Annotated in this window: 21 protein-coding genes; 11 read left to right on the top strand and 10 right to left on the bottom strand. The window is 52.4% G+C overall.

The genetic code is table 11. The annotated features are described in order from the left end of the window. The first annotated feature begins 35 nt into the window (after positions 1-35). Genes ABA45_RS16100 through ABA45_RS16110 form a run of 3 tightly spaced genes read left to right on the top strand, consistent with a single transcriptional unit; the run spans position 36 to position 4,527 of the window. Positions 36-1,421, top strand: a complete 1,386-nt coding sequence (locus tag ABA45_RS16100) for a YjiH family protein (RefSeq protein WP_048387830.1) — start codon at positions 36-38, stop codon at positions 1,419-1,421. Positions 1,422-1,432: 11 nt separating this feature from the next. Then, complete coding sequence (locus ABA45_RS16105) at positions 1,433-3,052, top strand: 5-guanidino-2-oxopentanoate decarboxylase (RefSeq protein ID WP_048387832.1); 1,620 nt, start codon at positions 1,433-1,435, stop codon at positions 3,050-3,052. Between the two features lie 11 nt (positions 3,053-3,063). Next, positions 3,064-4,527 carry an aldehyde dehydrogenase family protein gene (locus ABA45_RS16110; RefSeq protein ID WP_227506063.1) on the top strand — a complete coding sequence of 488 codons (1,464 nt, stop codon included), beginning with the start codon at positions 3,064-3,066 and terminating at the stop codon, positions 4,525-4,527. A gap of 145 nt (positions 4,528-4,672) precedes the next feature. Here ABA45_RS16110 and ABA45_RS16115 read toward each other — a convergent pair whose 3' ends face one another. Next, positions 4,673-5,407 carry a UTRA domain-containing protein gene (locus tag ABA45_RS16115; RefSeq protein WP_048387836.1) on the bottom strand — a complete coding sequence of 245 codons (735 nt, stop codon included), beginning with the start codon at positions 5,405-5,407 and terminating at the stop codon, positions 4,673-4,675. A gap of 281 nt (positions 5,408-5,688) precedes the next feature. Between ABA45_RS16115 and ABA45_RS16120 the strand changes: the two genes are divergently transcribed. After that, positions 5,689-6,597 (top strand): EamA family transporter, encoded by a 909-nt coding sequence (locus ABA45_RS16120; protein ID WP_048387838.1) that lies wholly within the window; start codon positions 5,689-5,691, stop codon positions 6,595-6,597. 38 nt (positions 6,598-6,635) lie between these two features. Here ABA45_RS16120 and ABA45_RS16125 read toward each other — a convergent pair whose 3' ends face one another. The 7 genes from ABA45_RS16125 to phnW all read right to left on the bottom strand — a co-directional run bounded on the left by ABA45_RS16125 (position 6,636) and on the right by phnW (position 14,912). Then, the gene (locus ABA45_RS16125) at positions 6,636-7,418 is read right to left on the bottom strand and encodes an inositol monophosphatase family protein (protein WP_048387840.1); all 783 of its coding nucleotides are present in this window, start codon (positions 7,416-7,418) and stop codon (positions 6,636-6,638) included. A gap of 63 nt (positions 7,419-7,481) precedes the next feature. After that, positions 7,482-9,197, bottom strand: a complete 1,716-nt coding sequence (locus ABA45_RS16130) for a putative 2-aminoethylphosphonate ABC transporter permease subunit (protein WP_048387843.1) — start codon at positions 9,195-9,197, stop codon at positions 7,482-7,484. 17 nt (positions 9,198-9,214) lie between these two features. Next, positions 9,215-10,387 (bottom strand): putative 2-aminoethylphosphonate ABC transporter ATP-binding protein, encoded by a 1,173-nt coding sequence (locus ABA45_RS16135; protein WP_227506064.1) that lies wholly within the window; start codon positions 10,385-10,387, stop codon positions 9,215-9,217. Between the two features lie 84 nt (positions 10,388-10,471). Further along, positions 10,472-11,521, bottom strand: coding sequence for a putative 2-aminoethylphosphonate ABC transporter substrate-binding protein (locus ABA45_RS16140; RefSeq protein ID WP_084708372.1), 1,050 nt, complete (start codon positions 11,519-11,521; stop codon positions 10,472-10,474). A gap of 732 nt (positions 11,522-12,253) precedes the next feature. Further along, on the bottom strand, positions 12,254-12,856 hold the full coding sequence (locus tag ABA45_RS16145; protein WP_048387848.1) for an HD domain-containing protein: 603 nt from the start codon (positions 12,854-12,856) through the stop codon (positions 12,254-12,256). Further along, on the bottom strand, positions 12,853-13,725 hold the full coding sequence (gene phnX, locus ABA45_RS16150; RefSeq protein ID WP_048387850.1) for a phosphonoacetaldehyde hydrolase: 873 nt from the start codon (positions 13,723-13,725) through the stop codon (positions 12,853-12,855). Before phnX ends, ABA45_RS16145 begins: the two co-directional genes overlap by 4 nt. 65 nt (positions 13,726-13,790) lie before the next feature. Next, positions 13,791-14,912: a 2-aminoethylphosphonate--pyruvate transaminase gene (phnW, locus tag ABA45_RS16155; protein ID WP_048387852.1), complete on the bottom strand. Its 1,122-nt coding sequence runs from the start codon at positions 14,910-14,912 to the stop codon at positions 13,791-13,793. A 780-nt stretch (positions 14,913-15,692) separates the two neighbouring features. Here phnW and ABA45_RS16160 point away from each other — a divergent pair. Continuing rightward, entirely contained in the window at positions 15,693-16,130 is a 438-nt protein-coding gene (locus tag ABA45_RS16160) for a VOC family protein (protein WP_048387855.1), read from the top strand. A 118-nt stretch (positions 16,131-16,248) separates the two neighbouring features. Here the strand turns inward: ABA45_RS16160 and ABA45_RS16165 are convergent, their stop codons facing one another. Further along, positions 16,249-18,897, bottom strand: a complete 2,649-nt coding sequence (locus ABA45_RS16165; protein WP_227506065.1) for a CoA transferase — start codon at positions 18,895-18,897, stop codon at positions 16,249-16,251. A gap of 333 nt (positions 18,898-19,230) precedes the next feature. Between ABA45_RS16165 and ABA45_RS19120 the strand changes: the two genes are divergently transcribed. The 5 genes from ABA45_RS19120 to ABA45_RS16190 all read left to right on the top strand — a co-directional run bounded on the left by ABA45_RS19120 (position 19,231) and on the right by ABA45_RS16190 (position 23,823). Further along, positions 19,231-19,566 (top strand): BCCT family transporter, encoded by a 336-nt coding sequence (locus ABA45_RS19120; RefSeq protein ID WP_048387857.1) that lies wholly within the window; start codon positions 19,231-19,233, stop codon positions 19,564-19,566. Continuing rightward, positions 19,548-19,910 (top strand): BCCT family transporter, encoded by a 363-nt coding sequence (locus ABA45_RS19125; protein ID WP_048387859.1) that lies wholly within the window; start codon positions 19,548-19,550, stop codon positions 19,908-19,910. Before ABA45_RS19120 ends, ABA45_RS19125 begins: the two co-directional genes overlap by 19 nt. A 117-nt stretch (positions 19,911-20,027) precedes the next feature. Then, positions 20,028-21,185, top strand: coding sequence for an iron-containing alcohol dehydrogenase (locus ABA45_RS16180; RefSeq protein WP_048387861.1), 1,158 nt, complete (start codon positions 20,028-20,030; stop codon positions 21,183-21,185). Positions 21,186-21,260: 75 nt separating this feature from the next. Continuing rightward, the gene (locus ABA45_RS16185; protein ID WP_048387863.1) at positions 21,261-22,757 is read left to right on the top strand and encodes a CoA-acylating methylmalonate-semialdehyde dehydrogenase; all 1,497 of its coding nucleotides are present in this window, start codon (positions 21,261-21,263) and stop codon (positions 22,755-22,757) included. Between the two features lie 154 nt (positions 22,758-22,911). Then, positions 22,912-23,823 (top strand): LysR substrate-binding domain-containing protein, encoded by a 912-nt coding sequence (locus ABA45_RS16190; RefSeq protein ID WP_048387866.1) that lies wholly within the window; start codon positions 22,912-22,914, stop codon positions 23,821-23,823. Positions 23,824-24,031: 208 nt separating this feature from the next. On the opposite strand, the gene ABA45_RS16195 is transcribed toward ABA45_RS16190, so the two are convergent. Then, positions 24,032-24,478, bottom strand: a complete 447-nt coding sequence (locus ABA45_RS16195; protein WP_048387868.1) for a DUF4124 domain-containing protein — start codon at positions 24,476-24,478, stop codon at positions 24,032-24,034. A 188-nt stretch (positions 24,479-24,666) separates the two neighbouring features. Here ABA45_RS16195 and ABA45_RS16200 point away from each other — a divergent pair, with 188 nt between their 5' ends. Next, complete coding sequence (locus ABA45_RS16200) at positions 24,667-25,563, top strand: chemotaxis protein (RefSeq protein WP_048387870.1); 897 nt, start codon at positions 24,667-24,669, stop codon at positions 25,561-25,563. Positions 25,564-25,614 lie beyond the last annotated feature (51 nt).

Raw genomic sequence — 25,614 nt, forward strand, 5'->3', positions numbered from 1 at the left:
CGATACAACAACGATAATTTAAGCTGAGGTACTGTATGTCATCTTCCCTCGATATGTCCGACAACATAGCGCTTGAGGGCGCCCCTCTATCTCGGCATGGACTGATTAAGTTCCTCGTGCCTTCGCTGCTCGGCGTGCTGCTGTTCTTGGTGCCCTTCTCCGTGGGCGATACCATCAACATCGGCATGGGGTTCGCCGCTGACGCCCTCAAGGCCCTACTGGGGGATGCCCTGCCGGCAATCGCTACGTTAGTCCTATGCCTGTCCGTGGCACTGACCCTGGTGGTCAAGTTTACCCATCCAGGTTGGGCGCGTGAGGGCAAGGTCAAGGAACTGTTCGACGTGGCGCCGCTGTGGATTGTCATGCGGGCGTTGGGTGCCGTCTTCGCGCTGATGATCTACTTCCAGGTCGGACCGGAATTCGTCACCGCTTCTTTTACCGGCGGGGTAATGCTCAACGACCTGGCACCGGTACTGCTGACCTTCTTTTTCTTTGCCGCCATCCTGCTGCCACTTCTGGTCGACTTTGGTTTCATGGAGTTCATCGGCAGCATGGCAAGAAAGCCGTTTCGCCTGATCTTCAACTTGCCGGGGCGCAGTGCCATCGATGCCACTGCCTCGTGGATGGGCTCGGGCACCGTCGGTGTGCTGATCACCACCCAGCAATACGAGAAGGGTTTCTACAACTGTCGCGAGGCGTCGGCCATCGCCACCAACTTCTCCATCGTCTCCATTGCCTTTGCGATCCTGGTGGCTAACTTCATCGGCATCAACCACCTCTTCGTACCTTTCTACCTGACGGTGTTGGTCGCCGGCCTGATAGCTGCGGTGATTGTGCCTCGGTTACCACCGCTGTCGCTCAAGCCCAATACCTATTATGAGCCGGTAGGCTGCCGCCTGCAGGAGGAGCCTACCGCCAACCAAGGCTTGCTGCGCTTCAGCCTGGGCATGGCCGTGGCACGCGCGGAGAAGGCCCCTGGTCCGCGGCAGTTGGTGCGCATCGCCCTGTTCAACGTCGCTGATATTTTCTTCGGCCTGCTGCCGCTGGTCATCGCCATTGGTACCTTAGCGCTGATCCTGGCGGAGTTCACGCCGCTGTTCACTTGGCTGTCGATGCCTATTGTGCCGGTACTACAGTGGATGGGCCTGCCGGAGGCAGAGGCAGCGGCTCCCGCTATCTTGGTAGGCTTCGCAGACATGTTTCTGCCAGCGGTGCTGGGTAGTAACATCGAGAGCGAGCTGACACGCTTTGTGATCGCCTGCCTGTCGTTGACCCAGCTCGTCTACATGTCAGAAATCGGCGCCCTGCTGCTGAAGTCGAAGATCCCGATGAAACTCTGGGAACTGTTCGCCATCTTCTTGCTACGCACGGCCATTACCCTGCCGATCATCGTCGTCATGGCCCACTGGCTGGTAGGATAAGGAACTCTGACATGACGTGTGCAGAACTGCTGATTCGATTGCTGCGTGATACCTATGGCCTCGACACCGTCTTCGGTATCCCAGGCGTGCACACCATCGAGCTCTACCGCAGTTTGGAGGGGGGCGATGTAGCGGGCATCCGCCACGTCTCTCCGCGCCACGAACAGGGCGCGGGCTTCATGGCTGACGGTTACGCACGCGCCACCGGACGCCCCGGGGTGTGCTTCATTATTACCGGGCCCGGAATGACCAATATTGCCACGGCGATGGGTCAGGCGCTTGCCGACTCCATTCCCATGCTGGTGATCTCCAGCGTCAACCGTCGCGCCACCCTAGGGATGGGCCAGGGACGCCTGCATGAGCTGCCCAGCCAGCAACAACTGATCGCCGGGGTCTCACGCTTCAGCCACACGCTGCTCGATCCCTGCCAGCTACCCGAAGTGCTGGCCAGGGCCTTTGCAGTGTTTCGCAGCGAGCGACCCGGACCCGTCCATATCGAAATTCCCATCGACCTGTTCGATGCGCCAGTCGCGACACCGAACCATTGGCTGGCGCCGACGCTGTATCGCCCGGCGCCGGACCCCCAAGGTCTTGCCCAAGCCGTCGAATGGCTAACGGCCGCCGAGCGCCCCTTGGTGCTGCTCGGTGGCGGCTGCGTCGATGCCCCCGACGCGGCGCGCCAACTGGTCGAACGTCTCGACGCGCCGACGGTAACCACGATCAATGCCAAAGGGCTGCTGGGCCAACACCATCCGCTCGACCTGGGCGCCAACGCCGCTCTGCCGGCGTTACGCGAGCTGGCGGCAAATGCCGATGTGATCCTGGCGGTGGGCACCGAACTCGGCGAGACCGATTACGACGTAGTGTTCGACGATGGCTTCGCCTTAACCGGCCGGCTGATCCGTATCGACCTGGATGCCCAACAACTGGTGCGCAACCAAGCGCTGGCGCTAGGCTTGGTGGGCGACGCAGGGAGCAGTCTCGAGCTGCTGGTCGAGCGTCTGCCGCGCCCCATGCAGAAGGGAGGTCGGGAACGCACGGCGCTGGCCCTTGCCAAACTGGACCTGGCCAACGATCCGGCCTTTGCGCCCTTCGTGCCACTCTATGCAGCCCTCGCGGCAGCAATGCCGGAGGCCATTCTGGTCGGCGACTCCACGGCCCCGGTGTATGCCGGCAATCACCTGGTCTCGCAGCCGGCGCCAAGGCGCTACTTCAACGCCTCTACTGGCTACGGCACCCTAGGCTACGGCCTTCCTGCAGCGATAGGTGCTCAGCTCGGCCAGCCGGCACTGCCGGTGATCGCACTGGTCGGCGACGGCGGCGTGATGTTCACCCTGTCAGAACTCGCCACCGCCGTGGAAGAGCGCCTGCCGGTGGTCGTCCTGCTGTGGCACAACGCCGGATACGAGGAGATACGCCGCTTCATGGATGCCCACGGTGTCGAACACCTCGGCGTCGACCTCAAAGCCCCCGACTTTCTGACGCTCGCCCGCGGCTTCGGATGTCGGGCGACTCGCGTCGACAGCCCCACCAGCCTCAGTGCTGCCCTAGCCAGCCGGCCTCTGGACGGCCCGATGCTGATCGAAGTGGACGCGACCGGTTGGCAGCGCTCGCTAGCGACCCCTCAATGACGGATACCCCCATGACAGGACTCGACATGCCCTGCCTCGACCAGCAGTTCATCAACAACCAATGGGTGAACAGCCAAGGGCAGCGCCGCCTGGCAGTCACCGACCCGTTTCGCGAGAGTGTGATTGCCGAGGTCACCGCAGGCGATCCGGCCGACGTGGATGTCGCGGTGGCAGCCGCCCGGCTCGCCCTGCCTGCTTGGCGGCGCCTGAGCGGTACCCGCCGGGCCGACTATCTTGACGGCTTCGCCAACGGACTGACGAAACGACGCGAGGCGCTGATCCGTCTCTCATCGACCAATAACGGCAAGGCAATAGCGGAAGCGGCGATTGATCTGGACGATGCCATCGCCTGCTTTCGCTACTATGCGGGACAAGCGCGGGCGCTGGATGCCCGTCAGGGAGAATCCATCACACTGGAGATGAAAGGTGTCGTGGCACGCTGCTATCACGACCCGGTCGGTGTCGTGGGGCTGATAACCCCCTGGAACTTTCCGCTGGTGACCAGCGCCTGGAAGCTTGCGCCGGCGCTCGCGGCCGGCTGCACGGTGATACTCAAGCCCTCCGAGGTAACGCCGTTGCCTGAGCAGGTACTGGCCGATATTGCACTGGACATCGGCTTGCCCGCCGGGGTTCTGAACCTCCTGCATGGCGATGGGCAGGGCATCGGCGCGCCCATCAGCCGCCATCCTGGCATCGACAAGGTCTCGTTCACCGGCAGCAACCGGGTCGGCGAAGCCGTCATGCGGGCGGCAAGCGACACGACCAAGGGCATCTCGCTGGAGCTGGGCGGCAAGTCGCCAATTCTGGTTATGGAAGACGCCGACCCGCAGCAGGCCGCCGACTGGGTGATGGCCGGGATCTATTTCAACTCGGGCCAGATATGCTCGGCAACCTCACGGCTGATCGTGCACGAGACCATCGCCGACGCGCTTTATGCCGCACTGGCCGAGCGCATCGACGCCATCAGGCTCGGTGACCCGCTTTCCCCGACGACCGACATGGGACCCTTGACCAGCGCCCACCAGCGTGACGGCGTGCAGCGCTACCTCGACATCGCCGCCGCCGAGCAGCTCGCCGCGGTACGTGATGCTCGTCATCGGGAGCTGCCCAAGCAGGGCTACTTCCTGGCCCCGACGCTTTATCGCGACGTACCGGTGACGAGCCGACTGTGGCGCGAAGAGATCTTCGGGCCTGTACTCTGCGGCCGCAGCGTGGCCAGCGAAGAAGAGGCCATCGAGCTGGCCAATGACAGCGACTTCGGCCTGGTTGCTACCGTGATCAGCGGCGACAGCGAACGCGCCCAACGAATCGGCCGTGAAATGCAAGCCGGCAGCATCTGGTTCAATAGCGAACAACTGGTGCTGTCAGAGACCGGCTGGGGCGGCTTCAAGCGCAGTGGTATCGGCCGAGAGCTTGGGCCCTGGGGGCTTGCAGCCTACCTGGAGGTCAAGCACATCATCGGCCCTGCTACCTAATTTACTGGAGCAAACATCAGCGCGATGGTCGTAAAACCATCTAAAAGCTGAAGTTCGCCGTGAAGATCAGGCTCGGGCAAAACGACCTCGTTGCTGGTGCTGTCAAAAAAGTTCGAAGTCTTGTACGGCGAGAACCCGGACGACTCTATTCTGAGTCAACAGCGTTGTTGACTACTTCCAGCGCGATTTCAATTATATCGTGGCGCCAGAACTCCTGATCGAACTCAACAACCTGATCATTTTGATCATAACTGGTTCGGGTAAGAAATAGCCCTGGCGCACCCGCAACCACATTAAGTTCTGCAGCCTGATCACCATTTAACGGTGCTGGGTACATATTCACCCGTGTCCTGCTGATACGAATGCCATAGTGTTCGCGAAGAAGTGCAGTCAATGAGCAATCCAGAGGCAACTCCAGTAAACCCGGACATAATTTTGCATTAACATGAATGTGCTCGACCAAGACTGCACGCCCATCAATCATCCTGCATCGGCGAAGCAAGTGCACCGGGGCTCCGAGTTCAATACCCATCGTGCGATTTGTCCAAACAGACGCTACCAATTCACTCTTTGAAAGAATTATCGTCTCCGGCACGTGGCCCTGAGCACGAACGTTATCCATGAAACTGATATTCTTGGACGGATCATAAAAAAGTCTTGGCGGTGAAACATACCAGCCACGACGAATTAACCGATATATTAGGCCCTCTGACTCAAGCTGCATTAAAGCTTGGCGCACGGTTACTCGGTTAAGATCATAAGCTTTACTGAGTTCTCGCTCTGACGGCAACTTCGCATGGTGTTGCAGCACCGATCTTTCAATATCGCCTGCCAGCTTATCCCTGAGCCTCAGATAAAACGGTATATGGAGATCTTTCATGTGGCGTATACCTGTGATTATAATCAGTAAGCGGCGAAATTATACGTAGCGATCCGCACTTAAGCAACGCACTAACCCATCAGCTTGCTATCATGTTCCGCTAAGTCAGGGACATTAAACACAGCCCTGTTGGCTACTCAAAAATTCGAATAAAAAACGTCATTAGCACAGATTTTCAGCTTGCAAGGGATTCTGGTCTACACCATAATTATCTCACCGAGTTAAGGTGAAATATCTCCAAACCCTCAGTTTTAAACAAATTAGTAGAATGGAATCGTGGTATGAGTGTTTTTGCAGGGCTTCTGCTGGTTACTTCGGCATTTTTGCACGCAGGCTGGAATCTGCTCGGAAAAACCGTTCATCCGTCTCCGGCCTTTTTCCTGATTGCCACTTTGTTTTCCTGCTTATTATTGACTCCCGCTATTCTGATCAACGGCGAAGACTTGTTGTCGCTGCCGTCTCTGATATGGCAGCTTATTTTGTTCACCGGTTTTTTTCAGGCGGTCTATATGTGGGGGTTGGCAGGTGCTTACAAGCATGGTGCGATTTCCATTGCCTATCCCCTATTACGCGCATTACCGGTATTACTTATCGCAATTATGACAGCTCTTCTGGCACAGGGAGAAAGTCTTGGGCTGCTTGCCATGAGCGGAATCATACTCGTCTCGATCGGCTGCCTGATAATACCCATCCCATCTCTGCGAAGGATCAGCTTCCGTACCTTTATAAATATGTCGTGTTGCTTTGCATTAGTAAGTGCTCTTGGCACTGTCGGATATACACTTGTCGATGACAAAGCACTGACCCTGCTCAGAAACAACGAAGCCCTACAGTTATCTGTCATTGAAACAAGCCTGATCTACCTGTTTTTTGTAAATCTGAGCGCTTCAGTATGGTTATGTTGCATAGTGTTACCTAAGAGAACCAATCGAGAGCATGTGCGCGAGATCGTTCAAAAGCATCTTTCAAAAACCGCATTAACCGGCTTCGCCATGACACTCACTTATGCGCTGGTGCTGATTAGCATGGCCTACGTAGATAACGTCAGTTACGTCGTCGCTTTCCGACAGCTCAGCATTCCTATTGCCGTCATTTTTGCCATCTATCTGCTTAAAGAGCCAGGCACACCGTCGAAATTGGTCGGCACTCTGACCCTCTTTACAGGGATCGTTTTAATCAGCCTTGCCTGATATGAATGAAACCCGTTTCCAGGTTTTAAATCTCTCGCTTAATGGTTCACGTCGGCGAGCAACGCCAAAGCTGCAGAATGCAATTCGGAAGTCCCCGCCGCTATCACGGAACCCTCACTGTTCCGATGTAGCGCGTTTCCCTGCCAATCCGTTATGACGCCTCCTGCTTCTTGAATAATTGGCACAGCCGACATCCAATCATAAGGGTGAAGACTCGCCTCAACCACCAGATCAATATGGCCAGAAGCCAGAAGCCCGTAGCTGTAGCAATCGCCGCCATACCGGCGTAGCCTCACCGCAGATTCCAATTTTTTGAGGCGTTCAGCCTGGCCAGTATTAAACATATTTGGTTCAGTGCTGAAAAGTGTGGCCGAACCGATGTCAGTAACATCGGATGCCTTACAGGGGTTGCCGTTAAAGGTGGAGCCCTGCCCCAAAACACCAATCCAACGTTCGTTTAAGATCGGCATATCAATGGCGCCGATCAGAAACTGCTCTTCCTGCGAAACACAGATCAACGTTCCAAAAAGTGGCAAGCCGCTGATGAAACTTTTGGTGCCATCGATGGGGTCCAACGTCCAGGTATAAGAATCCGTTCCTAACTGATCCTCCCCTTCCTCTCCTAGAATGCTGTGCTCGGGGAAATGTTGGTGTATTACCTTGCGCATGGCTGCTTCGATTTCCTGATCGGCCCGAGTTACCGGGCTTAAATCTCTTTTGGCAGTGACCGCAAGCGACTGACGAAAATAATGCCGTGCGATAGTGCCCGATTCGGCAAGAGTCTCGTGCACAACCTTCAAAAGAGATTCAGTCATATTCATGGCAATTTTCCAAATCGAGAGGCCGTCTAAGACGGCCCGTGAATTTAACGAATTTGTGGTGTCTTAAAGCGCTGGTGATCGCCAGAGGAGCAGTCGCGAGCGTAATTTCATCGTCAATAACCAGTGTATTATCCTTACGCCAGCAGACGTAATCACAATCATCATGGCCATGGCAGCAGCCGGAGCAATATCGCCGGCCCCTTCCATGTTCAGAACGGCCACTGAAGCCAACTGCGTATCAGATGAATACAAGAAAATCAGGGCCGATACAGTTGTCATTGCCGTCGTAAAAAGGTAAGTCGAAATATTCAGTATAGCGGGCAAACACATCGGAACCGTTACCCGAAAGAATGTCTTGTAAATGGGCACATTAAGAGACGCTGCTACCGATTCCAGCTCTGGCGCCACCTGCTTTAGTGCCGTTACTGCGGTAATGTGGCTCACCGTATAAAAGTGCACGATTGTAGAGATCACCATGATAGCCATACTTCCGTAAAGAAAGTTCAACGGATTATCAGGTGAGTTGAAAAAGAAAATATACGACAAACCAAGCACCATCCCTGGAACCGCCATCGGTAGCAGAGTAAGCATACCTATCAGCCCGCGCATGCGCCGAAATCCCTGGCTTTTTTCTAATGCATAAGCGGTTGTAAATATGAAGATAGTGCCAAACAGCGCCGTATAAAGCGCCATTTCTAGTGAGTTAGTAAAAGCAGACCATCCGCCCCCGTCCATCATATCGAACGCGTAGTTATTCAAAGAAAGTGTCAGATTATACGGCCAGAACGTCACGAACGACGCGTAAGCCGCCATAGCAAGTATGCCAATTAATACCGCAGCAACAACCGAGCAGTAAACGAAGAAAATATTATCTTTTAAGAGGTTACGCCTCGGCACATACAATACTGAGCGCGAACTTAACAGCGACACCTGCTTACGCTGTACATAACGGTCAACAAAGAATGCGAGAACTGCGGGTAATAGCAACACAATGCCTACTACCGCTCCCATCTGGAAGTTCTGCTGGCCGATGACCTGTTTAAATAGATCCGTTGCAAGAACGTTGTATTGTCCGCCGATAACTTTGGCAACACCAAAATCAGTGGCTGTCAGGGTGAAAACAACAAACATTGCGCTGATCAGCCCATACTTGATGCTGGGCAGGGTAACAACAAAGAACGTGCGCAGCGGGCTTGACCGCATAACGGTCGCCGCTTCATACAAACGTCCATCTGTGTTCTGCAAAGACGTCTTAAGGATCATCAGTGCCGGAGGAAACACCCAAATTACCAGACCCATTACAATCCCAATAGGGCCATAGATGGTGTGCCCGAAAAGAAATTCTTTCGCTATTCCCTGATTACCGAAAATATACACCAGACTGATAGCGGGTAGCAGCGAAGGCGCCAGTAAAGGGATCATTGCCACAATATTGAAAAAACCTTTTAAAGGCATACACGTTCGGGTCAGGCCATAAGCATACAAAACGGACAGTGTTAATACTGTTAGCGTAGCAGTGCCCGCAACAAAAATAGATTGCTCAATGGACTGATAAAGCGAAGGGTTTGCAAAATATGCGGTGAAGTTTGCAAAGCCAATGAACTCGCCTTGAGAGTTCTCGGCACTTTTTGCCAACATACTGTATAGGGGGAAAGCAATTGTCAGCAGCAATATCAGTGCTGCGACTACAAGAATCACTCGCATGACCTTGTCATCAGTGCTGAGCTTTGGCTTGGTAAGCCTAACGGCCTTATTGCCATCGTACACGATAGTCTGCATTGGAAATCCCTACCCGTTTAAAGCGACCGCTCTTCTGGGAAAAGCCGGATATGTTCAACAGGAAGAGTAACCGTAATCACCTTTCCAACCTTAATACTGAGATCACGCATAACATTCATCGAGAACTCGGTTTTGAGTTTCAAGCCATCTTCGTGGCTGACCAAAACACGGGAGAACGCTCCTAAATACTCGATGTCATCAACAGTGACGTCTAAGCTATTTACACTCGCCTCCGAGTCATTACTGACACGAATGTCCTCGGGACGGATGGCCATGAGTGCCTTTTGGCCCACCATATCAACTCGGCATTCACAGGCCAGATTCACACCGGCTGTACTGAGTGATGATGTGCTTAGCAGTTGGCAAGATAAAAGGTTAGTGGTTCCAATAAAGCCTGCAACGAAGGCATTTGCCGGTTGTTGATATATCTGTTCAGGTGTACCCACCTGCTCAATGACACCGTGGTTCATCACAACAATACGATCAGCCATTGTCAGGGCTTCTTCCTGATCGTGAGTCACCATGATGGTGGTTACACCCAGTTTATTCTGCAGCGCCTTGATTTCTTTGCGCAGATAAACGCGCACCTGAGCATCAAGTGCAGAAAGAGGCTCGTCCAGAAGTAACAAACCGGGTGATGTGGCGAGCGCCCTGGCCAAGGCAACCCGCTGCTGCTGGCCTCCGGAAAGTTGAGCTGGATATTTTGATTCGGAGCCGGGAAGGCCAACCATTTCCAGTAAGTCTTCAACCTTGGAAGCAATAACTTTCTTGGGCATTTTGCGATTTTCCAATCCGTAGGCCACATTGTCCCTGACAGTAAGGTTCGGGAAAAGGGCGTAGGACTGAAAAACAATACCAAAATCTCTTTTGTTGGATGGCTCGTCCGACACATCTTTGCCGTTCTGGATCACCAAGCCTGACGTCTGCAAATCCAAGCCGGCTATCGCTCTTAACAGCGTCGTCTTGCCACAGCCCGAGGGACCCAGGAAGCTAATAAATTCACCATCAAATATGGTCAGAGACAACCCGTTGAGCGCAGTAAATTCGCCATATTTTTTTACTACATCGGATAACTCAAGGTATTTCTTATGTTTGTTCACTCTATTGTGTTGCGGTTCATCCAGTGAGCTACCTGAGGACTCTCTGGTCTCAGGTTTATCCTTAACTAGGAGATTCGATACTTCAGCCATAGCAACCTCATTTCCCAACCTTTGAATCGGAATCGAAAAGCAGAGCCGAGCTAAAGCCTTTGCTTTAGCTCGGCATAAAAAAGATTAGCTCTTGGGTTCTGATTTGCCGTCGTAGCGTTTAGTCCATTCGGCCAGAATTTCAGCTCGATTAGCCGCGGCCCAAGCCAAATCATTTTTAATCATGAGCGACTCTACCTCAGGCGGGAAATGCTTAACTGGTTGAGCGACTCCAGGCAGGGCGACTACCGCAAAGCTTTTGTTGTACATCTCATTAGCTTTTAGTGACACAGCAAAATCCATAAGCTTCTGGGCGGACTCCAAATTTTTAGTCCCCTTCACAATACCGGCTGCTTCCAGCTCCCAACCCACACCTTCGGAAGGTATAATAACGTCCAACGGCGCGCCTTTTTCAATAAGCTGCGCGGCACGATAAGCGTATGAAATTCCGATAGGAATCTCGCCTGATGCTGCCAGCTTGCAAGGTTGTGATCCGGAATGCGTGTAACGGCTGATGTTCTTGTGAAGGTTGTCCATGTAAGTCCAGCCACCGTCCGTGCCGAACATCTGCAGCCAACTTGAAACATCGAGGAAACCTGTCCCAGACGAACCGGGGTTAGGCATAATGAGATGGCCTTCATAGACAGAATCTAATAAATCGTTCCAGGAAGTAGGTTTTGGTAAACCAAGCTTTTCCCCTTCAATGTTGTTGTAACAGATGGCAGCTACCCAGGCATTCATTCCGACCCAGGACGGTGGGTTTGAGGCGCTTTTGAAACCTTCAGACAACTTTTCCACACCTTTTGGTGCATAGGGCAGTAACATGCCCTCGCTATCCAGCAGCAACAAACTGGTTCCCGCTACACCCCAGATAACATCGGCTTGGGGGTTTTCTTTTTCAGCCAACAATTTCGCCGTTACAACTCCAGTGGAATCACGCACCCACTTAATCCCGATATCAGGGTACTCTTCGTTGAAACTGGTCTGATACATTTTCAGCTGATCAGCTTCCAAAGCTGTGTAGACAGTAAGTTCCGAGTTGGCGTTCGCTGAAATAGAACCCGTCATCAACAGGGCCGCCGCAGTAGCCGACGCCACCGCAGTTTTAGTTAACTTAAACGCAGACAAAAATTGCATAGGTTTTGCTCCATCTGATTGTGCGAGTCCTGCAACGGGAAAGCGGACTCCCCCTCCCAAGAAAAGCAGAGTAAGCTCCGCTCATTCATACAGCTGCAAACCCCATGCCAGTCAATTTCGAATCTACTTTTATTTTTTTGTATCCAATTTTCCGGAACAGCAAAATCTAATAGTCCATTAAAGAGCATCCGCCAAATTATGGTCTATACCACATTGAGTTACCGTGATATTTTTGCGAAATGATGAATTTTTTTAACCAAAAAATCAGCGCCGTATTGACACACGAAATTTCAAGAAATTGAATTTAGATGATTGTTTTATAACAAATTTAATAATTATATAAAAATATGATAAAAAAATTAAAAGAATTTTTTAAAAGAAGAAAAATAAAAAGAATGGTATAGACCAATACAAGTAATGAGCACCAATATAAGGCGATTTATCAAAAACTCCACAGATAGCGCTTTATTTTAGTGCGGGTAAGGGGGCTATTTTGGTGCAACGAGGAGGGTAATGAAGACTGCTGAATAAGTATGAAAAACTCTAGGCAACCTCTGAACAACTCGCTAGATGAAGCGATGAAAGTGCCATCGCCACCTGCACAGGATTCACCGCAGCCATAAATCCGCTGATCTTCCCGGAAGCTGAATGCGAGAGTCAAAACGCCCCACACCTCACCCGTTGCCGTCTATGCTTCGGGTTCAGTGCGTTCAGCGGAGACTCGGACGCTAATCAGGCTGCCCTTAAGTCTTTATTCACCATTTTGATGATCAGCTCCCTGTAGTATTCCAGACCAGGAATATCGATACCTACTTGCTTGCCGTGATCGTCGCAATACCGCAGGCCAATAGCAGCATCAGAATGCTTCCCTGCACTGAATTTCTCTACCTGGGCCGGAGTCATCGGTCCACCCTGCAATACCAGGCTATGTTTTGATGCCTCACTAAGCGATTCGTAGTAACCCTCTTCGACAGAGCATAAATAGCGTTTAACGGCGACATGGAGCTGGATAGGCACAATCACTTCAGGACCAAAACAGGATTCCAGAAAGCGTGCTCCCAACACCTCATGACAGAAGTTTTGCTCAGGTCGACCGTCCGACACCAGTTCCTCGGTCTGTGGGCTAAAGAAATGCCCGACATCATGAAGCAGCGCTGCGACCACAATCGCGTCCGACTCTCCGCGCTCCTCAGCCATGTGCGCGCTTTGCAGCATGTGCTCACGCTGAGTTATCGCCTCACCGTACTGTTCATCACCAAACTTTTCAAACAACCTGGCCAGTTCTTCATAGATAGCCGCGGGGGCCAGTCTATTATCTAAAACAGGCCCATTCACGGCTGAACTCCGGCTGCAAGTTTTGCGTTGATATCGGCAATGACAGCTGGCAAATCAGCCACTGAATCAATCACATAGTGAGCACCAGACAAGGCCATCTGTCTACGCGACTTTTCTGCCACCGCGGCCTGCGCGTCCGCTAACAATGCCGACCACTGCTCATGACTTAAACCGTTTGCGTTGCCGCTCAATGCAACAGCCACTGTCCACATGCCCGCATTGAGACCCTCTTCAATACCCGTTTCGGTATCGTCCACTTTAATACAGGCTTGCGCTTCCAGCACACCGAGCTTTTCCATCACTGCCTGTGCCATGTATGGATACGGACGACCTTGCGAAACTTCAGTCGCACAGACGTTTGCATCGGCTTCATAGCCAGCGTTTCGAGCGACTTCAGCTACTTGAGCAAACATTTCAGTGTTGTAGCCCGTATTAGCGCCCAGTTTTATCCCCTGACCACGCAAGTCATCGACTGTCTCAAGCCAACCCGGAATAAGATCTCCACAGTTGCGAATACTGGCCAGCTGTAAGGGCAAGAACTCTTTATAAAGGGTCTGTACATCCTCCTCCGTCGCAGGCCTACCTTTTATCTTCTGCCATTTATCTGAGATAGCTGGCATAGCAAGCATGCGACGAATATGAACGCTTTTTTCAGTTCCCATCGGCTCGCGTGCCTGCACCTCAGTCACATCAATATCATGAGATTTGAACAGTGCCAGAAAAGCAATAATAGGCGCCCTGGAACCATAATCGATCGTTGTTCCTGCCCAGTCACAGATGACGGCTTTTATGGGCCCGGTATATTTTCTTACATAACTATAATCGACAACGCTCACTGGTTTTTTCTTTGCTTGGCCGTTGACACTCATAACAATTCCTCTTTTAAAAAGGTAGATCTAAATGATTTTCAATGCCTGCAATGTCTGCAATGAAGTTAAAGCCAATAGCGTTCAAGGCGAATAGCGTCAATAAGCCGCTCCATGTCTTCTGGGAAAACATGACCTATGTTGCCAATCCGAAAACAGTCAGCGTCCGATACCTTGCCGGGATAAATAACAAATCCACGGCGCTTCAATCGCGCATAAAACTCTTCGAACTTATAACTCTTGGCACCCGGATTATAGAAAGTTGTAATAAAGGGAGACATCACCTCATCTTCCAGCATGGTCTCGAAACCAAGCTCCCGCATGCCGCTTACAAGTACCTGATGATTCTTCCGATATCGTTCACAGCGCGCTGCGATACCGCCTTCTTCTGCCAACTCAATCAGAGCCTGATCGAAAGCTCGGACGGTGTGTGTCGGTGAGGTAAAACGCCACTTACCTCCACCTGTTTCCATAGCGTGCCATTGATCATAAAGATCAAGGGACATAGACCTGGAGTAACCCTTGGTTGATTCGATTTCGGCCCGCTTGGCAACGATAAGACCAAACCCAGGAACGCCCTGAATGCACTTATTGGCGCTGCTGATCAGGTAATCTATCCCCAGCCCAACCATATCGATGGGGACACCGCCAAAACTGCTCATCGCGTCGACCATCAAACAGAGGCCTGCCTGCTTTACAACAGGCGCAATCTCTTCAATCGGGTTCAGGCGTCCGGTGGTTGTTTCACAATGTACAACCGCCAAGTGGGTAAAACCGTGGTCGCCCAAAAGCTTCTGCTGTAATGCCTCTAAGTCGATGGCACCCTGCTCGCCAAAATCCAACACCTCGTTATCGATAGCCAGTATGTTTGCGGCCCGTGCGATACGCTTACCGTAGGTACCGTTCGCCAGCACCAGCAGCTTTCCGTCTCTGGGCACGACCGAACCAATAACACTTTCAACTGAGGCTGAACCACTCCCCTGCATCAGCACCGACGTGTACTTTTCTCGCGCTGCAGGATGTGCTTCGACCGCTAGCTCAACCAACCGGCTACGAATGCTATTCACCAACTCGTTATATTCTGCGTCCCAAGTACACCAGTCCTTCATCATAGCCTGACGGACCGTGGGGCTGGTCGATAAGGGTCCTGGCGTCAATAGCAAATAAGGATTTTCAGGTATGGCACTCATGGAATATTGCCTCTGTGCGGTCAATTTTTCTGTGAATCTGCTGGTATACACCAGCTATAAAACAATGTTATTGCTTGGTATCGAGATAGTCAATGCCTGTTCAGGCTGAATACACCAAACAGATAAATTAGAAAATAAAAACGTCACTGAGCGGAATCTGACTCAGGAGCCTTTTCTAGAATAGCCAGTCATAGCAACGATCGAGAACAATTTTGTGCCGGTAAAGCAAGGCTCCGAACCCGTCATTAATGGCTTCTACACTGTCCAGAGTACCTGTACCTAGGCCATCGCCAGCCAGAATTAACTTATTGCCGTCCGGAACTACTGGTATACGCCAGTAAAACGATAGGCACCAGAAATGCAGCCTTATTGCACAATATCGCCTCGGTTCTTCTCCGCTAAGTGCTCGAAACCCTTAGCAACTTTGGCGCCAGCGTTCAGACCTTAAATGCATGTTTTCAGAGCGTAGCGATATTCGCGTTGGCACCTATGGGTACCTCCACAATTTGGGATTCAGGGTAAGATGCTGACATTAGGGCAATAGTCGCTCGATCACCACGCATGAGACCCAGTGTGCCGTTCTCTAGTCGCCAGTCTCAAGAACTGTGCGCAGCTCTACGCGCTAGCAAGGCAGGGCCGCGTTGATGTTCTACTACGCGGTGCAACGCTATACTTGAGCCTTGATGGTGTTTCCGAAATCACAACGAAGGTTGCGTCAAAAAAACCTGCCTAGCGACATTCAATCGTTCATTTCATATTTATCACAAAGGGGCACACACTATGGCCGTGCAAGATCCATTTCATCTCGCCATACAAGTTCGAGACATAAACGAAGCTCGCCGATTCTATGGTGATTTTCTAGGCTGCCCTGAAGGCCGCTCGTCCGACAGCTGGGTCGACTTCGACCTGTACGGTCATCAGTTTGTTTGTCATCTCAACCCTGCACTGAAAGGGCAATCCGCAAACACTCATAAAAACCCGGTAGACGGCCACGGCGTGCCCGTTCCGCACTTTGGGGTGGTTCTGGAAATGGATGCATGGAACACGCTATCTGCAAAACTACGTGAACACGGAGTGGCTTTCGAAATTGAGCCCTACATTCGCTTTAAAGGTGAGCCGGGGGAGCAAGCCACCATGTTTTTTTACGATCCTTCGGGAAACGCTTTAGAATTTAAAGCTTTCAAGGACCGCGAAGCCCAGCTCTTCCAAAAAAGCTGAGTTTTTACCAACTCCTAAGACACCGGAACTCAAAGAACTTTAAAGCCCCGCTCGCCGGGGCTTTTTGCTGTCTATATTTTTTGGACGTGTCAGAGATTATTGCCAGCGCAAACCTACGCTACTGGCTCACTGCCCAACAAACGGCTCCCTCGCTCTGCAACACCTCGGGCGAGACGATCGCCAGCGCTGGCTGAGAAGCTGCACGTAAAATCTCGCCGATACTGATTGCCGGACTGACAACCTGCAAGCTTTCCACACCCGGTAAGTATTGCCTGCTCCAATTCAGGCCTGCAATTTTGCGCTCAATCATCGATTCCACTTCCTCTTCGGAGTAGCCGATGCTGGCCAGAACGCTGCGGGTGGAGTAACCGAATTGTTCTGCCGGTGTAAAGGCGCGGGTAGATGCATCTGTAGGGCGAATCGAACAGTGGTCAATCTGGGTAATACGGTGGCCGCTTGGATGGTTGGAGTAGGTTGAAAACGAGAAGCTGCCCAAAGTCGTTCCTGGCGTACCATCGGCTTCGCGGTTGTACTGTTCGCGCAGGTCTTCAATGGCATTCGGTTGGGCTGCTGCAATGCCCGCTTCCTGCAGAATGTCTGCCCAGTAATTGGCCGGCGCTGTTTGGAAAGCTGCGCGTAAGAACTCGCCGGTACTGGCCGCTGCGCCGATGCCTTGTAAACCTTCAATGCCTTCGAGCTTGTCCAGCTCCGAGCGGTTTGAGTCCAGGAAAACCCAGCCATCACTGGTTTTATAAAAGTGCGACAACTCGTGGTGGCCCATTGCCTCCCGTCCCGATGGCTCATTGAAGGGCGCGCGGCCCTTGTAGTCAAAGGCAAACGGAATTTGGGCAATGTTGGTCACCGCAGACAGGGAGGTGCGTGCGCGAGTGGCCTGGCCAGTTTTCAACTTGTGGTAGAGGGAAACCGCCATCGCCAAGCCCGCAGCAAAGCCACAGTTTACGTCGAGAGTGCCTATGTGAGCGTGCTCTTCTGGGGTAGCCGGGCCACCGAAGCGGCTCATGATGCCACTGTTTGCCTGAATAATGTCGTCGTACCCGATGTAGTCGGTCTTAGGCCCGGGCAAAGGACCACCAAGGCAATCGAGGCGACAGAACAGAACACCGGGGTTCAAGGCCTGCAGGCTGGCATTATCCAATCCCAAAGGCTTCATTTGGCGATCAGGCGCGTTAATCACAACCATGTCCACCGAGCGTACAAGGCGGTTAAATCCCTCACGACCCTCAGCTGTGGTTATATCCATCAACGCACTTTGTTTATTGACGTTGGTCTGGAAAGTGAACAATACGCCAATCAAAGGATCGTACATCGGCTTGACCGTATCCAGCTTGATCACTTCTGCCCCAAAGCGGCTTAAAAAAGCGGTTGAATGCGGCCCTGCAATCACGTTGGTAAGGTCCAGAATACGCAGACCTTCCAGCCAGCCGTTGCCGCTAGCTGGCTGAATGGCCTTGCCAGTAGGCCGGGTTACCGTTTCCTGCGCTGCAACTGAAGACAGCTCAACCAGTGCTTCATCAAACGAAACCGTTTTGCGAGGACGCGGCGCAAGCATGTCTGCGGCGAACTCTTCCAGCCAGGCGATTGGCCCGGGCTGCTTCATCAGGCCATACTCAGAATCGTTAACCTCAACAATAAGGCCAGCAGCGTTGGTGTGTTCATCATTCACCCACTCTTGAGTGGTGCGATGCGGCGCTCCGGGAATCTGACCCTCGCCAAACAGCACACCCCACTCTGTGGATGTCTTAGCCAGGAACGCTTTTTTCATCTTCTCGGAGATGATGTCAGCCCACTTTTTGGGTAGTGGATAAACGCCAATAGAGGTCTCGCCATCCCACTCGGCGACGGGCGCGTGCAAATCTTCAACTTCGGGCAGCCCAGCGGCTTTTAGTTCGTCGTAGACACCCAGCAGCATCAATGCACGTTTGGCATGATTGCGATGCGATGGGCAAACGCAGTAGAACATACGACCGTCAGCACACTCATAGGTGCGATAAAACGGGTCGAGATATTCCTGCAGGTCTTCGTAGCTCAGATCAAACTCGATGTTATTGGCTTTGCGGTATTCGATTTCATCTTCCCGCATGGTCTTGTAGCGGCTGGGCAGGCCGTCGATAACGTAGGAGTTGTAAGACAAACCTTCCATCAAGGCAGCGGCTACCGGTACTTCAACGTGGTCACCCCGGCCTGTTTTTTCCCGCTCCAATAACGCGAGTACGGCGGCACTTGAAGCGAGTGAGATGGCGTAAGCTGAGCCGAGCGGGAGGGGGGAAAAGCTAGGATTAACGCCCATCAGCACTCGGTTAAAGCCCATGTCGGTGAACGCACCACAGGTGGCAGCCACCAAGGCTTCGGTCGCCTTCCATTCACGACGCAGATCATCGTTGCTGGCAAAACCCGGCACTGACAGGGTGATCAGTTCGGGACGATTAGCACGCAGTTTTACGAAGTCTAAACCCAGTTTTTTCATGACGCCCGGGCGGAAGTTTTCGATAACGATATCGGCTTTTTCGATCAATTTTTGGGCCCGAGCCAACCCGGACTGACTTTTTAAATCCAACTTCAGACAGCTTTTGTTACGGTTCAACACGGCATTAGCTGGGTGGTCCCATTGGGGGCCATTGGGCGGATCGACGTGCACAACTGTCGCACCGAAGTCGGCCAACACCATAGCTACTGCAGGGCCGGCAATCTGCTGGCCAAAATCAACAACGCGCACACCTTCTAACGGCAGGGAGTTCTTTTTTGTCATTGCTCTTAACCCTTCTCGCTGTGCATCAACGTTTGTTGAGCTGTTGTGAAAACCGACGATGATTCGGTGGTGATTATGTTAAGAGCACAACTGACGCTAGAACCAACGATAAAAAAGAGCTCTGAGACCCCGATTTATTTATAGGTAGTGGCTGACGTGGTGGTGGCGCAAGCCATAAAAAAAACAACACCTTAGGGGCGATTTTTATTGGTTTCAATCTACAACCAAACCCAACGAAAATGGCGGCACTTCGATTGAGGATGCAGAGACATATCAAGAATTCAGTCAGACAGAGCGAACAAAAATAATTTAAAAACGCCAAAAAAGGTCGCAATGTATGAACAACAAAAAAGACTATATCTGCTCGGCTGGCTGGCTGGCTGGGATTCATCCAGTCATGTCGGTGGACGCTGGTATTACGTGAGTTTGGTCAGCGTTATTTTGTTTCTGGTGATTGGTTTGGTGTTTACCCGTTTCGGCAGCATACGATTGTGCAAGGACACTGATCAGCCAGAGTTCAGTAATTTTTCCTGGTTCTCCATGCTGTTTGGGGCAGGTATTGGTATTGGCATCCTGTTCTGGAGTGTTGCCGAGCCTATTTCGTATTTCCAAGGCAATCCCTTTATTGCAGAAAACCAGCAACTCTGGGGATGGGCGCGCAGCAAATGAATGCCGGGTTGAATTACCTGCTAGGCGTTGAGATTTCAACGTCGACTTATATCCTTTTGATTGCCGTGATTTCAGTCATTGCGATGATATCGGTCATTACCGGTGTAGACCGCGGTATACGTGTATTGAGTGAGCTTAATATGCGTTTGACGATGGTGATTCTGGGGCTGTTTGTGGTGTTCGACTCGACGGCCTACATGTTGACTGGCGGCCTGGCGGCTCTGCAAACCGCCACCATCTTTGCCGCGTTACCCTTCTCATTCATACTGATCATGGCCATCGACGGTCTGTTTAAATCACTGTTTGAGGGGCCGCTGCCGTGGCAAGTGACGCTGAATTGCTAACCAGGCGACCTGACGTAGCTGTGGCTACAGTTTCTCTCTGATCTTCAAACCACCATTCAGGGCCTCAGATCTACGGTGGGGTGAGGCCCGCAACGTTAGAAACAAGTGGAGCAAAATATGGTTACTCAAGTCATTCTCCCGCGCATTCTGCAAATTGGTGAAGGAGCCTCACAGCAATTACCGCAGGTGCTGGCGAGCCTGGGCTGCAATCGCCCATTAATTATCACCGATAAGATGATGGTTAAACTCGGTTACACCCAAACTATTCAGGACTGCCTGGCGGCGAGTGGACTGTCGGCCGACGTGTTCGATGACACCGTGCCGGAACCTACGATTAGCTCAATACAGGCGGGCGTTGCCAAAGTACGCGACGGTGATTACGACAGTATTATCGCCCTTGGCGGCGGTAGCCCTATCGACAGCGCGAAGGCCATCAGTATTCTGGGCAAATTTGGCGGTGTAATGCGGGATTATAAGTTTCCGCGCATTGTTAACGAGTTGGGTTTACCCATCATTGCCATACCCACCACGGCCGGCACTGGCTCAGAAGTGACCAAAGTGACGATCATCACAGACGAGTCCAACGATGAAAAAATGCTGTGTGTGGGCGTTGGTTTTATGCCGTTAGCGGCTTTGGTCGATTTTAACCTGACCTTAAGCCTGCCCAAGCGCACCACCGCCGATACCGGTATTGATGCCCTGACCCACGCGATGGAAGCCTACGTTAGCCAGAAGGCGAGCCTGTATACCGACGCTCAGGCCATTGCAGCAATGCGCTTAATCGGTCCGAATTTGCGCCGCGCGTTTCATGATGGCACCGACAAACAGGCTCGCGAGCGAGTCATGCTGGGATCCACTTTGGCCGGCATTGCCTTTTCCAACGCCTCGGTGGCTTTGGTACACGGCATGAGCCGACCGATTGGCGCCGCTTTCCACGTGCCCCACGGATTGTCCAACGCCATGTTACTGCCTGCGGTTACCGAGTTTTCCATTCCCGCCGCTGCGGAGCGTTATGCTGACTGTGCTCGTGCTATGGGCGTTGCTTCTGAGCAAGACAGTACTGACGTTGCCAACAGCAAACTAATGGCCGAGCTTTATGCCCTGAATGACGAACTGGAAGTGCCGACTCCAGAACTGTTCGGTATCGATCGCGACGAATTTTTCCGGCTGCTGCCCACCATGGCTGAGCAGGCTTTGCAGTCTGGTTCCCCGGGCAACAACCCCCGTATACCCAGTGCCGATGAGATTATCGAACTTTACAAAAAGCTCTGGTGAAGCTGGCAACCCAACAACTTTTTTGATAGAAACAACCTTTACACGCGCAGCGTGAACTCACTTTGAGGACATATTATGAGCACCGTAGGACATTTAATTAACGGCCAGATTGTTAACGACAAAAACCGCACCCAGCCTATTTTTAATCCCTCTACCGGTGACTCCACACGGCAGGTTGCGCTGGCATCTAAAGCCACGGTCGAACAGGCTATCGCAGCGGCACAAGCAGCTTACCCTGCATGGCGCGCGACTCCACCCATCAAGCGTGCCCGTATCATGTTCCGTTTCAAGGAACTGCTTGAGCAAAACGCAGATCACATCGCCCAGTTAATTGGTGAAGAGTACGGCAAAATTCAACACGATGCTCTTGGTGAACTGCAACGCGGGATCGAAAATGTGGAGTACGCCTGCGGTGCTCCCGAACTTTTGAAAGGCGAGCACAGCGCCAACGTTGGCCCCGGCATTGACGCCTGGAGTGAGTTCCAACCGTTGGGCGTAGTTGCAGGTATAACGCCGTTTAACTTCCCGGCCATGGTCCCGCTGTGGATGTACCCGATGGCAATTGTTTGCGGTAACTGTTTTATCCTGAAGCCTTCAGAACGCGACCCTAGCTCCACCCTGTTCATTGCTCAACTGTTGCAACAAGCAGGCTTGCCTGACGGTGTTATGAACGTGGTCAATGGCGACAAAGAAGCAGTGGATACACTGTTACGAGACCCTCGCGTTCAAGCGGTTAGCTTCGTCGGCTCAACCCCCATTGCCGAGTACATCTACACCACCGCCAGCGCTCACGGAAAGCGTTGTCAGGCTTTGGGCGGTGCCAAAAACCACGCCATCGTCATGCCCGATGCTGACATGGACAATACGGTGAACCAGCTGTTGGGCGCCGCATTTGGCTCTTCAGGTGAACGCTGTATGGCGCTGTCGGTTGCGGTTGCCGTGGGTGACGCTGCCGCTGATGCCTTGGTTGCCAAGATGGCCGAAGCCATGAAAGCGCTGAAAGTGGGTGCGTACAACGTACCCAGCAATGACTTTGGCCCCGTGATCACCGCTCAACACCGCGACAAAATCGTGGGTTATATCGACAGCGCAGAGAAGCAGGGCGCACGCATTGTCGTAGACGGTCGTAACCAGGTCGTTAACGGCCACGAAAACGGCTTTTTCGTGGGTGGCACGCTCATTGATCGAGTTACTCCTGAGATGACAAGCTACCAGGAAGAAATTTTTGGACCGGTGCTTCAGGTGGTGCGCGTTAAAACCATGCAGGAGGCCATGGATTTGATCAACGCTCACGAATACGGAAACGGTACCTGCATCTTTACCCGGGATGGCGAAGCCGCCCGTTATTTCACCGACCATATTATGGTCGGCATGGTCGGCATTAACGTACCCTTACCCGTACCGGTGGCTTATCATAGCTTCGGTGGCTGGAAGCGTTCTCTGTTTGGCGATTTGCACGCCTACGGCCCGGATGGTGTGCGTTTCTACACGCGTCGGAAGGCTATTACGCAGCGCTGGCCTTCCGCCGGAGTCCGCGAGGGCGCCGTATTCTCGATGCCAACGATGAAGTAAACGTACCGAGTGATCGCCCGTTTGTTGTAAGTTGATTCTTGGCGGTGTACTCACAAGGTGAGCCACCGCTTTTTCATGCCTGGCGAGATGGCGGCATTAAATCAAAAGACAAAACACACTGCGGCGCTCAACAACAAAAATAGAGTTGCGGACCATGAAAAAGAGACTTCCACCGTTAAATTGGCTGCGGACTTTCGAAGCAGCAGCACGCCATCTGAACCTGACCCAGGCTTCGGTTGAATTGAATTTGACCCAGGCCGCAACCAGTCAGCACATTAAGGGACTTGAGTCCCAGCTCTACACGGTTCTGTTCCGGCGATTACCGCGGGGCTTGGAATTGACAGACGAAGGCAAGGCGTATCTGCCAGTGGTGCATGAGTGCATCAGGCGGCTTACCACAGCAACCGAAGAAATCTTCGGTCAGAGCAAAAATCGATTGTTAACTGTCAAAGTGAACCTGGTGTTTTTTACCACTTGGATTGCCCCTCGGCTTGCCGGCTTCTACCAGCAATATCCGGATGTGGGTATGCGTTTCACCAGCAATATCTGGCTGGACCAGGAGATACACACTCATGATTCCGATATGGGAATTCGCTACGGCAAGGGGTATTGGCCGGGCTTCGATGCCGATCGGCTGAGTTGGGACGAGCTATTTCCTGTCTGCAGTCCGCGTCTGGCGAGCACCCTTGGGTCGATCAACCAAGCAGACCTGGGTGCCTGCGAACAACTAAGTAAACAGACGCTGCTGCACGTTATCGGTTACGAGGAAGGCTTGGGCCATTGGCTCGATCAGGCTGGTTTGTCTGATATCCGGTTTTCCCATGAAATTCAGTTTGATACCTTGATTTCTGCGCTAGAGGTGGCAAAACACGGGGGAGGCCTCGCCCTCGGCAGAACGAGTTTGGTCGAAGACATGCTCGAAAAAGGCCTACTTGTGGCACCGTTTGCACAAAAAGTCCCAACAGCCGAAGCCTTTTATCTCCTGCGTCCGTCTAATAAATACGTTCACCCACACGCTGAAATTTTTCGTAGCTGGTTAATAAAAGAGGCCAAACAAAAACATTAGTTCTTAAAAAAACCTACTTGATAAAATCCTGATTCCGCAAACCGTTCAATGGTTCTGCTACTGATTTGGCAGACAGCTTAATGCAAAATGACTTCAGCTCCCAACGACAACGGCTGGGCGAACTGGCCGTTAAGCCCTATCCATTCGATGGGTATTTGGAACCGTCGCAATTTTGCTCAATTTTTTTATAATGACGCAAATACGCTCACTATCGCCGCAAACATTCCCAGGCCCGCTTGCTGGCCAACTCCCGCCTGTCGCGTCTTAGCCGGTTTCCTAGAGAGACTGAATAGCCACCGGCGCGCAATCGGCTTTCTATATTGCCGATGCGGTCTGCATAATTCTCACAGGTTTTTTGCTGGGCAGTCTGGGCCGCATTGGCTTGTACGGGCTTTCGAGCTTTACCCTGAACCGAGTTCTTCGGTGTGTCAGGCTGAAGGCCCTGCAAACGGTCGCCACGGCGTCGGTTATTGTCCGCGATAGGAATCACAGTGGGCCTGCGGAAATTGATCGCCTGGCTGCCAGGCGTTTTGGGCTTATCGGTGAAATGGGTAACGCCGTTAGCGTCGGTCCAGCGGTAGTAATCGGCTTTTGCCGCGCCAGACAGGCTAACTAACATCACCACAACAGCAATGGATATCGGGACGGGTCGCATCGTTCATTCCTTTGACGTTTGCGGTTCGGCACAGCAAATGGGCTATCACTCAAAAACAGACGATAACATGCTAAATAAGTACTCGCATAAAATGTGTCAGTAACGCTGTTTTTTTACCCTCATCGGTTATGCTGTATTGCTCGACCCGTAATACTGGGTACATATTTCGTTTTTTGACAGGTGCGCTTATGAGTAGCCAACCCAAGCAGCTGCAAAAACTGCTGCTGTTTCAACTGACAGATCACCGGCAGTTTGGCCTGGGTACTCTGAAAATTCGCGAAATCATGCCGTTCAGGCGTCTTAGTCGCCTGCCCCATAGCCACCACGCCATTGTTGGCACGGCCACCTTCCGTAACGCGGCGGTGCCGGTAATCGATATGGCCGCGGCTATTGGTTACCCGGCGTTAAGCGCGGAGGAGCGCGCCGAGGCTTCCATTATCGTGACCGACGTGCAGCGTCAGGAAATCGGTTTTATGGTGCGCAGCGTGCAACGCATCGTTGAAGCCGATTGGAAAAAGGTGTTACCGCCGCCCCAAGCGCTGGGTAAGAACGCGTTTATTACCGGTTTGCTAACCCTTGATGGCGCTCTGGTGCAACTGCTGGATCTGGAATTGCTGCTGGCTAGGGTATACCCGGAGTCTTTGAACAGTCAGGACGTGCTGCTGAATGATATGGAGATAGAAACCCTACGCAACATGTCGATTCTGCTGGTAGATGATTCACGGGTGGCGCGCAAACAGCTTTGCGACGTGCTGGATCGCAAGAATATTGGCTATCAGGTAACCGAAAGCGGCACGGCAGCGTTCGAGTACCTGCTGGATAGCAGCGCCCACGGCAAACCGGTGAATATTCTGGTGAGTGACATCGAAATGCCGGGCCTGGACGGCTATGAACTGACGTTCAAGGTGCGCGACAACAGCCAACTGCACCAGCCATACATTATTCTGCATACCTCACTAAACAGCGAAATGAGCCTGAGTTATGCCGAACAGGTCGGTGCTGATACCGCGCTTACCAAGTTCGACGCTGAGGAACTGATGCACGCGATGTTAATCGCTGCGCAAGGCCGCCAGCAGCAGATCTGATGGCCCGTCTAGTATCGCCAGCACCATTATTATCGGCAACGTAAAACAAAA

The sequence above is a fragment of the Marinobacter psychrophilus genome (assembly GCF_001043175.1).
GTDB classification, from domain to species: domain Bacteria; phylum Pseudomonadota; class Gammaproteobacteria; order Pseudomonadales; family Oleiphilaceae; genus Marinobacter; species Marinobacter psychrophilus.